This is a genomic window from Novosphingobium sp. FSW06-99, from assembly GCF_001519065.1.
GTDB lineage: Bacteria > Pseudomonadota > Alphaproteobacteria > Sphingomonadales > Sphingomonadaceae > Novosphingobium.
Window position 1 is genome coordinate 162,986 of record NZ_KQ954257.1, and the last position, 12,101, is coordinate 175,086.

General features: G+C 65.9%; 17 protein-coding genes. 13 read left to right on the plus strand and 4 right to left on the minus strand.

From position 1 onward, the window contains the following. The first annotated feature begins 114 nt into the window (after positions 1-114). The gene (locus tag AQZ49_RS13315; RefSeq protein ID WP_067616418.1) at positions 115-879 is read left to right on the plus strand and encodes a HesA/MoeB/ThiF family protein; all 765 of its coding nucleotides are present in this window, start codon (positions 115-117) and stop codon (positions 877-879) included. Here AQZ49_RS13315 and AQZ49_RS13320 read toward each other — a convergent pair. Continuing rightward, on the minus strand, positions 872-1,570 hold the full coding sequence (locus tag AQZ49_RS13320) for an NAD-dependent deacylase (protein WP_067616420.1): 699 nt from the start codon (positions 1,568-1,570) through the stop codon (positions 872-874). The genes AQZ49_RS13315 and AQZ49_RS13320 overlap by 8 nt on opposite strands. 107 nt (positions 1,571-1,677) lie before the next feature. Between AQZ49_RS13320 and dapB the strand changes: the two genes are divergently transcribed. The 3 genes from dapB to AQZ49_RS13335 are packed head-to-tail and all read left to right on the plus strand — an operon-like array spanning position 1,678 to position 3,490. Beyond that, positions 1,678-2,406, plus strand: coding sequence for a 4-hydroxy-tetrahydrodipicolinate reductase (dapB, locus tag AQZ49_RS13325; RefSeq protein WP_067616422.1), 729 nt, complete (start codon positions 1,678-1,680; stop codon positions 2,404-2,406). Continuing rightward, a complete protein-coding gene (gene nth, locus AQZ49_RS13330) occupies positions 2,403-3,095 on the plus strand; it encodes an endonuclease III (protein ID WP_067616424.1) in 693 nt (230 codons plus the stop codon). Before dapB ends, nth begins: the two co-directional genes overlap by 4 nt. Continuing rightward, positions 3,092-3,490 carry a hypothetical protein gene (locus AQZ49_RS13335; RefSeq protein WP_067616426.1) on the plus strand — a complete coding sequence of 133 codons (399 nt, stop codon included), beginning with the start codon at positions 3,092-3,094 and terminating at the stop codon, positions 3,488-3,490. The genes nth and AQZ49_RS13335 overlap by 4 nt, the downstream gene beginning before the upstream one ends. 18 nt (positions 3,491-3,508) lie before the next feature. Here the strand turns inward: AQZ49_RS13335 and AQZ49_RS13340 are convergent, their stop codons facing one another. Further along, positions 3,509-4,810 (minus strand): dicarboxylate/amino acid:cation symporter, encoded by a 1,302-nt coding sequence (locus tag AQZ49_RS13340; RefSeq protein WP_082701768.1) that lies wholly within the window; start codon positions 4,808-4,810, stop codon positions 3,509-3,511. 38 nt (positions 4,811-4,848) lie between these two features. After that, positions 4,849-5,916, minus strand: a complete 1,068-nt coding sequence (gene aroC / locus AQZ49_RS13345; RefSeq protein WP_067616430.1) for a chorismate synthase — start codon at positions 5,914-5,916, stop codon at positions 4,849-4,851. A gap of 69 nt (positions 5,917-5,985) precedes the next feature. Between aroC and AQZ49_RS13350 the strand changes: the two genes are divergently transcribed. The 8 genes from AQZ49_RS13350 (at position 5,986) to AQZ49_RS13385 (ending at position 10,022) form a co-directional block, all read left to right on the plus strand. Then, a complete protein-coding gene (locus tag AQZ49_RS13350) occupies positions 5,986-6,300 on the plus strand; it encodes an antibiotic biosynthesis monooxygenase family protein (RefSeq protein ID WP_369819130.1) in 315 nt (104 codons plus the stop codon). 24 nt (positions 6,301-6,324) lie between these two features. After that, positions 6,325-6,867, plus strand: a complete 543-nt coding sequence (locus tag AQZ49_RS13355) for a GNAT family N-acetyltransferase (RefSeq protein WP_067616432.1) — start codon at positions 6,325-6,327, stop codon at positions 6,865-6,867. Position 6,868: 1 nt separating this feature from the next. Continuing rightward, positions 6,869-7,342: a GreA/GreB family elongation factor gene (locus AQZ49_RS13360; RefSeq protein ID WP_067616434.1), complete on the plus strand. Its 474-nt coding sequence runs from the start codon at positions 6,869-6,871 to the stop codon at positions 7,340-7,342. A gap of 29 nt (positions 7,343-7,371) precedes the next feature. Beyond that, a complete protein-coding gene (locus AQZ49_RS13365; protein WP_067616436.1) occupies positions 7,372-8,397 on the plus strand; it encodes an aromatic ring-hydroxylating dioxygenase subunit alpha in 1,026 nt (341 codons plus the stop codon). Between the two features lie 10 nt (positions 8,398-8,407). After that, positions 8,408-8,755 (plus strand): arsenate reductase, encoded by a 348-nt coding sequence (locus tag AQZ49_RS13370; RefSeq protein WP_067616438.1) that lies wholly within the window; start codon positions 8,408-8,410, stop codon positions 8,753-8,755. An 86-nt stretch (positions 8,756-8,841) separates the two neighbouring features. Beyond that, positions 8,842-9,285, plus strand: a complete 444-nt coding sequence (locus AQZ49_RS13375) for a hypothetical protein (protein WP_067616440.1) — start codon at positions 8,842-8,844, stop codon at positions 9,283-9,285. Then, positions 9,269-9,610: a transcriptional regulator gene (locus AQZ49_RS13380; protein ID WP_231739226.1), complete on the plus strand. Its 342-nt coding sequence runs from the start codon at positions 9,269-9,271 to the stop codon at positions 9,608-9,610. The genes AQZ49_RS13375 and AQZ49_RS13380 overlap by 17 nt, the downstream gene beginning before the upstream one ends. Positions 9,611-9,617: 7 nt before the next feature. Further along, on the plus strand, positions 9,618-10,022 hold the full coding sequence (locus tag AQZ49_RS13385; protein ID WP_067616444.1) for an acyl-CoA thioesterase: 405 nt from the start codon (positions 9,618-9,620) through the stop codon (positions 10,020-10,022). On the opposite strand, the gene ubiG is transcribed toward AQZ49_RS13385, so the two are convergent. Then, positions 10,023-10,763, minus strand: a complete 741-nt coding sequence (gene ubiG / locus AQZ49_RS13390) for a bifunctional 2-polyprenyl-6-hydroxyphenol methylase/3-demethylubiquinol 3-O-methyltransferase UbiG (protein ID WP_067616446.1) — start codon at positions 10,761-10,763, stop codon at positions 10,023-10,025. A gap of 93 nt (positions 10,764-10,856) precedes the next feature. Between ubiG and AQZ49_RS13395 the strand changes: the two genes are divergently transcribed. Beyond that, entirely contained in the window at positions 10,857-12,098 is a 1,242-nt protein-coding gene (locus AQZ49_RS13395; RefSeq protein WP_197411041.1) for an aspartate kinase, read from the plus strand. Positions 12,099-12,101: the final 3 nt, after the last annotated feature.

Here is a 12,101-nt window from a genome sequence, read left to right on the forward strand (position 1 = left end):
CGTGCATCAGGTAGTGCGTCGGGCGGGCAACGACCACTGCCCTTGCGTTCCGCCGGGTCTGCCGGGGCATCAAAACTGCTCGCAAAATCCGCCATCCACCCTATTTCGACTGGCATGACCCCCGACCGTCTCGATCGCTTCGCCCGCCATATTGTCCTGCCCGAACTTGGCGGGGCCGGGCAGACCGCACTGGCGCGCGCACATGTCGTGCTGGTGGGGATGGGCGGGATCGGCAATCCGGCCCTGCAGTATCTGGCAGGCGCGGGGATCGGACGGCTGACGCTGATCGATGATGACGTCATCGAGGCCTCGAACCTGCAACGCCAGACCCTGTTCACGCCTGCCGATATCGGCCAGCCCAAAGTCGCGGTGGCGGCGCAATGGGTGGCGCGGTTCGATCCCGCGCTGGCGGTGGTTGCGCACCATGCGCGCATCGGGCCGGACAACGCGGCGCAATTGCTGGCGGGGGCCGATGTCGTGCTCGACGGCACCGACAATTTTGCCACGCGGCTGGCGGTGGCCGATGCCTGTGTCGCCCTCGGCGTGCCGCTGACCAGCGCGGCGCTGGGCCGGTTTCAGGGCCAGGTCGCCAATTTCGCCGGACATTTGCCCGATGCGGCGTGTTACCGCTGTTTCGTCGGCGATGCCTTCGATGCCGAAGATTGCGATACGTGCGCCGATCTGGGCGTGCTGGGCGCGATGGTCGGCCTGGTCGGGGCCTTTGCCGCGATGCACGCGCTGCGCGTCGTAACGGCGGGGGTGGCCGCGCTGGGCGATCCGCAATGGGGGCAATTGCACGTGATCGACGGGCTGAGCCCCGGCCTGCGCACGATGCGGATTGCCAAGGACCCGGATTGCGGCACTTGCGGGGTTAGGTAAGCAAGTCCTCGACCCAGCCGGTGACCACCGCGCTGGCCGGGCCCAGCCGCGATTCGTCGAACCAGGCCGACCCTTGCGACCGTTCGAGATTGAGCTCGAGCGTGCGCGCGCCCAATTCGCGCGCCAGACGGACAAATCCGGCGGCGGGATAGACCGCACCCGACGTGCCGATCGACACGAACAGATCGGCATCGGCCAGCGCGCGCTGGATATCGTCCATGCGATAGGGAATTTCGCCGAACCACACGATATCCGGGCGCAGCGCGCGTGCGCCGCAGGTGGGGCAGGGCGGCCGGTCGAGCAGGGGCCCGGTCCAGCGATGGCGGGTGTCGCAGGCGGTGCACCAGGCGCTGAGATGTTCGCCGTGCATGTGGATCACGCCCTGTGACCCGCCGCGTTCGTGCAGATCATCGACATTCTGGGTGACCACGGTGACCCGTCCCGGCCATTCGCGTTCGAGCCGTGCCAGCGCCTGGTGCGCGGCATTGGGCAATTTGGTCTGGATCGCGGCGCGGCGCATGTCGTAAAACCGCAGCACCAGATCGGGATCGCGGGCAAAGGCTTCGGGCGTGGCGACATCTTCGACACGGTGCTGTTCCCACAGCCCGCCGCCGCCGCGAAAGGTGTCGATGCCGCTTTCGGCGGAAATGCCGGCGCCGGTCAGGATAACGATCGAAGGGGGCTTGGTCATGGCTTGCATCATGGCGCGCCCGATCGCGGTTGACCATGGGGCCGATTGCCGGGTTGCCCGCCACTCGCTAGATGCGCACAAGACGCGATCGCGCAACAGGGGATACCATGGCCAGGATCGGCATTATCGGCAGCGCGGGGCGCATGGGGCAGGCCTTGCAGGCGGCGATTGCCGACGCGGGGCACGACTATGCCGGGGGCATCGACCGCGATGGCGATGTCGCGGCGCTGGCACGGGCGAGCGAGGTGCTGGTCGATTTTTCGGCGCCGGGCGCGCTGGAAGGCAATCTGGAGGCAGCGATTGCGGCAGGGGTGCCGGTGGTGGTGGGCACGACCGGGCTGGAAGAGCGTCATCACTGGCTGATCGATGCGGCGGCGGTGTCGATCCCGGTGCTGCAAACCGGCAACACCAGCCTTGGCGTCACGCTGATGGCGCATCTGGTGCGCGAGGCGGCACAGCGGCTGGGGCCCGACTGGGATATCGAGATTGTCGAAACGCACCACCGCATGAAAGTCGATGCGCCGTCGGGTACCGCGCTCCTGCTGGGGCAGGCGGCGGCGCGCGGGCGCGGGGAAGACCTCGACGCGGTGGCCGAGCGCGGGCGCGACGGGATCACCGGCGCGCGCCCGGTCGGCGCGATCGGCTTTGCCAGTTTGCGCGGGGGCACCGTGGCGGGGGACCATGCGGTGCATTTCCTGGCCGACAACGAGCGTCTGACCCTGTCGCACATGGCAGAAAACCGGGGCATTTTCGCGCGCGGTGCGGTGCGCGCGGCGCACTGGCTGCTGGGCCGCGCGCCTGGGCGCTATACCATGCCAGAGGTGCTGGACCTTTGAATCGCGCGGCGATCTTCGAATTTTTCCGCCGTCTGGCCGAGGCCAATCCGGCGCCCGAAACCGAGCTGGCCTATGGCAACACCTATCAGTTGCTGGTGGCGGTGACGCTGTCGGCGCAGGCGACCGATGTGGGGGTCAACAAGGCGACCCGGCGGCTGTTCGAGATTGTGCACACGCCCGCCGAGATGGTCGCGCTGGGCGAAGACGGGCTGAAAGAGCACATCAAGACGATCGGGCTGTTCAACGCCAAGGCCAAGAATGTGATCGCGCTGTCGCAACTGCTGATCCGCGATCACGGCGGCGAAGTGCCCAACGATCGCGACGCGCTGACCGCGCTGCCTGGCGTCGGGCGCAAGACCGCCAATGTGGTGCTCAATTGCGCATTCGGTGCGGAAACCTTTGCCGTCGACACGCATATCTTTCGCGTGTGCAACCGCACCGGCATGGCCAAGGGCAAGACGCCCGAGGCGGTGGAACAGGGCCTGGACAAGAAAGTGCCCGGCCCGTTCCGGCTGGGCGCGCATCACTGGCTGATCCTGCACGGACGCTATGTGTGCAAGGCGCGCAAACCCGAATGCTGGCACTGCGGGGTGGTTGACCTTTGCGGTTTCAAGCCCAAGATCCTGGATGCGGGGGCAAAACCCGCGCCGGTGAAAAAGGCGCGAGTCGCTAGGGAGACGAAGACATGAAGCGGATCGCTTTGACCCTGGGCTGCGCCGTGCTGGCGCTGGCTGGCTGCGCACCGATGGCGGGCGGCGACGATGGCCATGGCAAGAATGTGCCCGCCGTGCGCGTAACCGGCAAGGCCGTAAGCTGTATCCCGATCACCAGCATCCGCGAAAGCCGGGTGCAGGATGATTGGACGATCGATTTCCACACCGGCGGCACGCAATGGTATCGCGTCACGCTGCCGCAACGCTGCAACAGCCTGGGCACGTATCGCGCGTTCAAATACGAAACATCGCTGAGCGAGCTGTGCAACACCGATATCATCACCGTGATGGAATTCGGCGGCCCCGGTGGCGGCCCGCGCGGATCGTGCGGGATGGGCATGTTCCAGCCGGTTGAACTGGTCGGGAAATAGCCTCGGCGCAGGGACACCCTATTCGAGATGCAGCCCCTTGCGCCCGTGTTCGGGCGTGTCGTGCGGGGCCAGCGCAAGGGGGGCATCGGGATCGTGTGGCGGCTGCAGCATACCTTCCCAATGGGTGATCAGCACCGTGGCGATGGCGTTGCCAAACACGTTGGTCACCGTGCGGCCCATGTCGAGGAACGTATCGACCCCCAGCAGCAGCGCAATCCCCTCGATCGGCAGGCCGAATTGCGTCAGCGTGGCCGAAATCACCACCAGGCTGGCGCGCGGCACCCCGGCGATGCCCTTTGACGTGATCATCAGCGTCAGCAACATCGCCACCTGTTGCCCCGCCGACAGCGGAATGTTGTAGGCCTGCGCGATGAACAGCGTGGCAAAGCTGGTGTACATCATCGAACCGCCAAGGTTGAACGAATAGCCCAGCGGCAGCACAAACCCCGAAATGCGGCGCGGAACGCCATAGCGATCGAGTGCCTCGAACAGCCGTGGCAGGGCGCTTTCCGAACTGGCGGTGGAATAGGCCAGCAACAGCGGTTCGCGGATATAGCGTAGCAGCAGCCCGGCGCGCCGCCCCATGAACGCCCAGGCCAGTGCCAGCAGCAGCGCGCAGAACAGCGCCAGCCCGCCGTAGAATTCGGCGACGAATTCGCCATAGGTGATCACGATCCCCAGGCCCCGCGTGGCAATCACCGAGGCCAGCGCACCGAACACCGCCAGCGGCGCGGCCATCATCACATAGCCGGTCATCACCAGCATCAGATCGACCAGCGCCTCTGCCCCGCGCAACAGCGGCGCGCCCTTGTCGCCCAGTGCCGACAGCGCGACCCCGGCAAACAGCGAAAACACCAGGATCTGCAGCACGTTGTTTTCGGCCATCGCGCCGATCACGCTGGTCGGCACGATTTCGAGGATAAAGTGGCGAACCGTGAAATCGGCGGTCGACAGCGCGCCGACCTGGCTGACCGCGGTGAATTGCAAGCCGTGTCCCGGCTGGAACAGATTGACCAGCACGAGGCCCATGCCGATCGACACCAGGCTCGACGCGATGAACCAGCCCAGCGCGCGGCCGCCGATCCGGCCCAGCGCGCTGCTGTCGCCCATCGCGGCGATCCCGGTGATCAGCGTGGCCATCACCAGCGGCGCGATGATCATCTTGATCAGCCGCAGAAACACCGCGGGCAACAGATCGAGATAGCCCGCCACATCGGTCAGCGTCTTGGCCTGCGTGCCAAGGCCCGCGTGCAGCGCCGCGCCCAGCGCGATACCGGCAAACATGCCGATCAGGATAAAGAGAGTCAGCCGTCTCGCCACGTTACAATGCCCCCGACCGTTTTGAACGGATCAGTTGATCAACCACATTGCGCGCGATGCAACAGCTTTTGATCGGCCAGCACGGTTGCCATCATCGCTTCGACCACCGGCACGCCGCGAATGCCGACGCACGGGTCGTGGCGCCCTTTGGTCAACAAGTCGGTCGCCTGACCATCGCGGGTGATTGTCGGCATCGCGGTCAGGATCGATGATGTCGGCTTGAACGCCACGCGCACCACCACCGGTTGCCCGGTCGAAATCCCCCCGGCAATCCCGCCGGCGTGGTTGGCGGTGAACACCGGAGCAAAATTGCCGGGCCGCATCGGATCGGCATTGCCTTCGCCGGTGTTGGCGGCGGCGGCAAAGCCATCGCCGATCTCGACCCCCTTGACCGCGTTGATGCCCATCATCGCATGGGCCAGTTCGGCATCGAGCTTGGCATAGAGCGGCGCGCCCCAGCCGGCTGGAACCCCGGTGGCCACGCATTCGACCACCGCGCCCAGCGAGGACCCGGCCTTGCGGGCGGTATCGACCAGCGCTTCCCAGCGGGCGGCGGCGACAGGGTCGGGGCAAAAGAACGGGTTGCGCGCGATTTCATCTGCATCGAAGTTTGCCGGGTCGATCGCATCGCCGCCGATCGCGCTGACATAGCCCAGGATCGCCACTTCGGGGATCACCAGCCGCGCCACCGCGCCCGCCGCTACCCGCGCGGCGGTTTCGCGTGCGGATGACCGCCCGCCACCGCGATAGTCGCGAAAGCCGTACTTGGCGTCATAGGCATAGTCGGCATGGCCGGGGCGATAGGCGCGCGCGACCTCGGAATAGTCTTTCGAGCGCTGATCGACGTTTTCGATCATCAGGCTGATCGGGGTGCCGGTGGTGCGCCCTTCGAACACGCCCGACAGGATGCGCACCGCATCGGGTTCCTGCCGCTGCGTGGTAAAGCGCGACTGGCCCGGGCGGCGGGCATCGAGAAAGGGCTGAATATCCGCTTCACCCAATGGCAGCCCCGGCGGACAGCCATCGACCACCGCGCCAAGCGCGGGCCCATGGCTTTCACCCCAGGTGGTGAAACGGAACACGTGTCCAAAAGTGTTGCGGCTCATGGCACTGGCCCATTCCCCATTCCGGATCAAAAGTCCACTGTTGCGGCATGCCCGGCGCGGGCTATGACCATGGCGATGTACCTGGTGGTGTTCCGCAATCGCAAACGCGCCGATATCGACGGTCCGGCTTATGATGCCGATGCCGCGCGGATGCACGATCTGGCGCAACGCCAGCCCGGCTTTCTGGCGTTCAAGAGCTATGCCGCCGACGATGGCGAAGTCGTGGCAATCTCGGAATGGGTCGACGAGGCGGCGGCGCGTGCCTGGCGCCGTGTCGCAGACCATGCCGCGATGCAGGACAAGGGCCGCCGGGTTTATTATGAAAGCTATAGCCTGTTTGCCGGTACGCCCAACCGGGTGCACCATTTCCGGCAGGGCGACTGACCCCACGCCGAACGGAGACCGCCCATGCTGACAGGACGCCACGTCGCCATCGGTCCCATCCTGCCCGAAGATTTGCCGCGCCTGTTCGTGTGGGGTGATGATCCGGAAATCGCGCGGCTCAACGAACCCTATCTGCCCAAGAATCTCGACCGGGAACGCGAATTCTGGCTCAATCCGACGGGCGACCCGCGCCGCATCTTCATGGCGGTGCGCCGCATCGGGCGCAGCGAAATTGCCGGATATGTACAGATCACCGCGATCGAGCCGATCCACCGCAGCGCCAATCTGGGCATCCTGATCGGCCGGATCGAGGATCGCGGGCGGGGGCTGGGGCGCGAGGCGATGGACCTGACCATCCGGTTCTGCCGCGATCACCTCAACCTGACCCGGCTCAGCCTGGCGGTGCATGGCGACAACGCTGCGGCGATCGCGCTCTATGAAAAGCTTGGCTTTGTGACCGAAGGCGTGCAGCAGGCGGCGCAATTCATCGCCGGGCGCTGGGTGGATCTGCGGCTGATGGCGCTGATCCACCCCGCGCGCGTCACTTCCGGACAGACAGCCCCCTGACATGAGCGTTGCATTCCGCCGCGAAGGCGATGACGAACATCTTGAACCCAAATTCGAACTGCCGATCCCGCCCGGCCCCAACCGCGTCACCCCGCGCGGACTGGTGCTGATCGCGCAGCGCCTGACCGCGATCGAGGCCCTGATTCCCACGCTGACCGACGAAGCCGCGCTCAAGGCCGCGCGCCGCGACCACCGCTATTGGAGCACGCGTCAGGCCACCGCCGAACTGATGCCGCGCCCCGACGGGCAGGCGGTGGCGTTCGGGTGCACGGTGACGGTGCGGATCGGCGGCGCCTTGCGCACGATCACGCTGGTCGGCGATGACGAGGCCGATCCGCCCGCCGGTCTGGTGGCGTTCACCGCGCCGCTCAGCCGCGCGATCATCGGCGCGGAAGCGGGCGAGCGCCTCGATTTTGCGGGCAAGCCCGATGCGGTCGAGATTGTCGCAATCGACGTCGCCGACGATTGCGCCTAGGTTCCCCGCACCGACAGCGGGGGAACGCAATGCTCAAGAACGCCTGGTATGTGGCCGCCTGGGCCGACGAACTGGCCGATGGCCCGATCGAGCGCATGATCACGGGCGAGGCAGTGGTGCTGTGGCGCCAGGACAATGGCGAACCGGCGGCGGTGGTGGCATTCTGTTCGCATCGGCGGCTGTCGCTGGCCAGGGGCCGCGTGGCGGGTGACCGCATCGTCTGCGGCTATCACGGGCTGGAATTCGCCGCCGATGGCACGTGCGTTCATGTGCCGTGCCAGCATGCGGTGCCAAAGGGCGCCGATCTGCGCGCCTATCGCGTGGTGCAACGCTATGGCCTGGTGTGGATCTGGATGGGCGAGGCCGCGCTGGCCGATCCCGCTAATATCATCACGATCGCGGAATGGGGATCGCCCGCCTGGGGGTACAACCGGGGCGCGGCAATGGTCTATGACTGCAATTACCTGCTGATCACCGACAATCTGCTCGATCCCAGCCATGTTGCCTGGGTCCACCCCACCAGCTTTGGCGGATCGTCGTGCGAGGCGGTGCCGATGCGCATCCGTGAGGCGGCCTCGGGCTATACCGTGTCGCGCTGGATTCTGGATGCACCGGTCACCCCGTTTTATCGCGACCTGGTGCCGTTCACCGGCCATGCGGACCGCTTGCAGCATTACGAAGTGCGCTATCCCGCGCTGGCGGTGATCAAGGCAGTGTTCGTGCCCGCCGGACAAGGTGGCGATGATACCCGCAGTGATTGGGGCCAGGATGCCTTCCTGATGGATTCGTACAATTTCATCACCCCCGAAACCGAAGGCCGCAGCCGCTATTACTGGTTCCAGTTGCGCAATGTCCGCCCCGACGATGCCGCGCTGTCCGAAGCGATGTCGGCCGCCGTGCTCGCCGCGTTTTCCGAAGACCTGGCGGTGCTGAACGAAGTACAACGCGGCATGGACGCCTGCCCCCAACCGCCCATCTCGATCGCCACCGACGCCGGCCCCTTGCGCTTTCGCCACCGGCTGGCGCATCTGATCGCAACGGAAGATTCCCGCTGAGGAGCAGGGCATGGCAGTGACGGTTTATGGAATTCCCAATTGCGACACGGTGAAAAAGGCGCGCGTCTGGCTCGACGGGCGCGGGATCGCCTATACCTTTCACGATTACAAGAAGGCCGGGGCCGATGCCGCGCAAGTGTCGGGCTGGGTGGAGCGCGCCGGGCTCGATACGGTGCTCAACCGCGCGGGCACGACGTTTCGCAAGCTGCCCGATGCCGACAAGGCGGGGCTCGATGTGGCCAGGGCGGTGGCGCTGATGGTGGCGCAGCCGTCGCTGATCAAACGGCCGATCGTCGAATATCCGGGCGGGCTGCTGGTGGGATTCAAGGACGCGGCTTGGGCCGAGGCCCTGACGTGACTTTCCATCTTGGAAAGTTTTGACTTGCCAACTTGGAAAGTCACGCGCATTGTCTTTCCATAGTGGAAAGTTAGTGGAGTCGTGCCATGTCGATGACTTACGAAGAAGCCCGCGCCGCGCTTGCCGCCAAGACCCTTGCCGAACAGGATCTTGCGCGCATCGCGACGTGCCCGCCGTGGCGGCATGCCGCGTTTGCGGTGCTGGAAACCGCGCTGGTATGCTCACCCCTGGTTCCGGTCGGTGGGCGCTATGCGATTCTGGCGGCGCTGTTTGTCGGGATTATCCTGATCGTGCGGTCGGACCGGCGGCGGCTGGGCGTGTTCGTCAACGGCTATCGCCGGGGGCGGACCCGGTTGGTGGTCATGCCGTTGTTGATGGTGGTGATCGGGCTCTATGTCCTGAGCTCGCTGGCCGCGCTCGAATGGCACATGCCCTGGATCAGTGTGGTCTGTGCCGCGATCACGTTCCCGGCCTGCTATTTCGGCAGCATGATCTGGCAGCAGGTGTTTCGGCGTGAACTCGGTCTCTGATCCGCCTGCGATGACCGCCGAGCCCACCGGGTTTTCGCCGCTGCTGCAGGCGCCGGCGCGGTTGCAGATCGTCGCACTGCTCAGCCATGCGCAAGATGCCGAATTCCAGCGGTTGAAGGATGTCACCGGGTGCAGCGATTCGGTCACGTCCAAACATCTGTCGGCGCTGGCGGAGGCCGGGCTGATCCGCCTGCGCAAGGCGGCGCAGGACGGGCGCAGCCGGACCTGGGCCAGCCTGACGCGGCAGGGCCGCGCCACCCTTGAAGCGCATGTTGCAGCCCTGCGTCAGATCCTTTCTGGCGGGGGGCTTGACGGCGTGGTATGACGTATGGGTGAGCCCTGCCATTCCCCATCTTTTCGCGATCGCCATCGATCCTGCCGACATTGACTTCATGGGTCATGTCAACAACGCGTCCTACCTGAAATGGGTGCAGGATGCGGTGATCGACCACTGGCGTGCGCTCGCGCCGGCCGAGGCGGTCGCGGCGCACTTGTGGGTCGCGCTCAAGCACGAGATTACCTATCGCCGCCCGACCTTCCTCAACGACGCGCCGATCGCGCATGTCGTGCTGGAAAAAGTGCAGGGCGCGCGCGCGATGTACCAGACGGTGATCAAGCGCGGCGAGGACGTGCTGGCCGAAGTGCAATCGAGCTGGTGCTGCATCGATGCCGAAACACTGCGGCCCGCGCGACTGGCGCGCGAACTGATCGAAAAGTTCCTGCCCGGCGGCAAATGATCAGGCGCCGCGCGTCACCGTGACGATGTAGTTCAGCGCCAGATTGTCCGACAGGTGCAGACCCGCCGTGGGGCTCCACGCGATGCCTTGCGGGTTGCCCATGGTCAGCCCGGCCCCGGCCAGCAGATCGTGCAGTTCGATCGGCGTGACGAAATCGTGCCAGTGGTGCGTGCCGCGCGGCACCATGCCCAACCGTTCGGCGCCTTCGACCAGCAACAGCCGCGAGGCGGCGGTGCGGTTGGGGGTCGACAGGATCATCAGTCCGCCCGGGGCCAGCGCCTGTGCCAGCGCGGCCAGGAACGCGGCCTTGTCGGCAACGTGTTCAACCACCTCCATACTGGTCACCAGATCGAACCCGGTCAGGCCCAGGTCCGCCACATCACCGCAGCGGTAGGTGATCGCCAGGCCGCCCGCCTGAGCATGTGCGGCGGCCACGCGGATATTGTCGGGCGCGGCGTCAACCCCGCTCACTTCGGCGCCCAGCCGTGCCAGCGGTTCGGCCAACAGCCCCGCGCCGCAGCCCACATCGAGCGCGCGGCGGCCCGCCAAAGGCCGCATCGTGCGGCGTTCGGCACCGAAATGCGCGTCGATCGCGCTGCGGATAAAGCCCAACCGCACCGGATTGAGTCGGTGGAGCATGGCCGAAGACCCGGCCGGGTCCCACCAGTCATCGGCCAATCGCCCGAAGTGGGCGGCTTCATCGGGGCGGATCGTCGCCGGAATCGGTGTTGCATTGCTCATTGCCCACCCCTAAAGCGCCCCGCGAACGCGGTCCATGGGCCGTATGGGAAATAATCTTTCACTGGTTGGAGCAGCCCCTTGGCCCGCATCGTGATGAAATTCGGCGGCACCTCGATGGCCGGAACCGAGCGCATCCGCCGCGTTGCGCGGATCGTGCAGCGCCAGCAGGCCGCCGGGCACGAAGTGGCAGTGGTGGTGTCGGCGATGGCCGGCGAGACCGACCGCCTGGTCAATTTTTGCCGCGAAGCCAGCGCGCTCTACGATCCGGCGGAATATGACGTGGTGGTTGCCAGCGGCGAACAAGTGACCTCGGGCCTGCTCGCGCTGCACTTGCAGGCGCTGGGGTGCAAGGCGCGGTCGTGGCTGGGCTGGCAATTGCCGATCCACACCGACGATGCCGCATCCAAGGCGCGGATCGAGGGCATCACCACCGATGCGCTGCTGGCCTCGATGGCGGCGGGCGAAATCGCGGTGATTCCCGGGTTTCAGGGCCTGTCGGGCGACAATCGCATAACCACGCTGGGTCGGGGTGGATCGGACACGTCGGCAGTGGCGGTGGCCGCGGGGATCAAGGCCGATCGCTGCGATATCTATACCGATGTCGACGGGGTCTATACCACCGACCCGCGCATCGTCGCCAAGGCGCGCAAGCTGAAGAACGTGACCTATGAAGAAATGCTCGAGCTGGCCTCGGTCGGTTCGAAAGTGCTCCAGACCCGCTCGGTCAGCCTGGCGATGAAGGAAAAGGTCCGCGTGCAAGTGCTGTCCTCGTTCATCGACGAGACCGCGCCTGCCGCCGACACCCTGCCCGGCACGATGATCGTGTCAGACGAAGAACTTGAGGGCCTCGATATGGAACGCCAGTTGATCACCGGCATCGCCGCCGACAAGAACGACGCCAAAGTCATCCTGACCGCAGTGCCCGACCGTCCGGGTGCGGTCGCCCTGATTTTCGGCCCGCTGGCCGAGGCGAACATCAACGTCGACATGATTATCCAGAATGTCGGGCGGGCCGATACCGACACCGACGTCACGTTCACCGTGCCGCAGGCCGATCTGGAACGCACCAAGGCGGTGCTTGAATCGAACCGGGCCGACATCGGCTATGAAAAGCTGAGCACCGACCCCAAAGTGTCGAAGATCTCGGTGGTCGGCGTCGGCATGCGCAGCCATGCGGGCGTGGCCGCGACGATGTTCAAGGCGCTGGCCGATCGCGCCATCAACATCCAGGCGATCAGCACGTCGGAAATCAAGGTTTCGGTGCTGATCGATTCGGATGAAACCGAGTTGGCGGTGCGCGTGCTGCACACCGCCTACGGCCTCGACGCTGAATAAGCC

Coding starts and splice junctions, on each gene's coding strand:
- AQZ49_RS13315 (WP_067616418.1), top strand. CDS start 115: ATGACCCCCGACCGTCTCGATCGCTTCGCCCGCCATATTGTCCTGCCC.
- AQZ49_RS13320 (WP_067616420.1), bottom strand. CDS start 1,570: ATGACCAAGCCCCCTTCGATCGTTATCCTGACCGGCGCCGGCATTTCC.
- dapB (WP_067616422.1), top strand. CDS start 1,678: ATGGCCAGGATCGGCATTATCGGCAGCGCGGGGCGCATGGGGCAGGCC.
- AQZ49_RS13335 (WP_067616426.1), top strand. CDS start 3,092: ATGAAGCGGATCGCTTTGACCCTGGGCTGCGCCGTGCTGGCGCTGGCT.
- aroC (WP_067616430.1), bottom strand. CDS start 5,916: ATGAGCCGCAACACTTTTGGACACGTGTTCCGTTTCACCACCTGGGGT.
- AQZ49_RS13350 (WP_369819130.1), top strand. CDS start 5,986: ATGGCGATGTACCTGGTGGTGTTCCGCAATCGCAAACGCGCCGATATC.
- AQZ49_RS13355 (WP_067616432.1), top strand. CDS start 6,325: ATGCTGACAGGACGCCACGTCGCCATCGGTCCCATCCTGCCCGAAGAT.
- AQZ49_RS13360 (WP_067616434.1), top strand. CDS start 6,869: ATGAGCGTTGCATTCCGCCGCGAAGGCGATGACGAACATCTTGAACCC.
- AQZ49_RS13365 (WP_067616436.1), top strand. CDS start 7,372: ATGCTCAAGAACGCCTGGTATGTGGCCGCCTGGGCCGACGAACTGGCC.
- AQZ49_RS13370 (WP_067616438.1), top strand. CDS start 8,408: ATGGCAGTGACGGTTTATGGAATTCCCAATTGCGACACGGTGAAAAAG.
- AQZ49_RS13375 (WP_067616440.1), top strand. CDS start 8,842: ATGTCGATGACTTACGAAGAAGCCCGCGCCGCGCTTGCCGCCAAGACC.
- ubiG (WP_067616446.1), bottom strand. CDS start 10,763: ATGAGCAATGCAACACCGATTCCGGCGACGATCCGCCCCGATGAAGCC.
- AQZ49_RS13395 (WP_197411041.1), top strand. CDS start 10,857: ATGAAATTCGGCGGCACCTCGATGGCCGGAACCGAGCGCATCCGCCGC.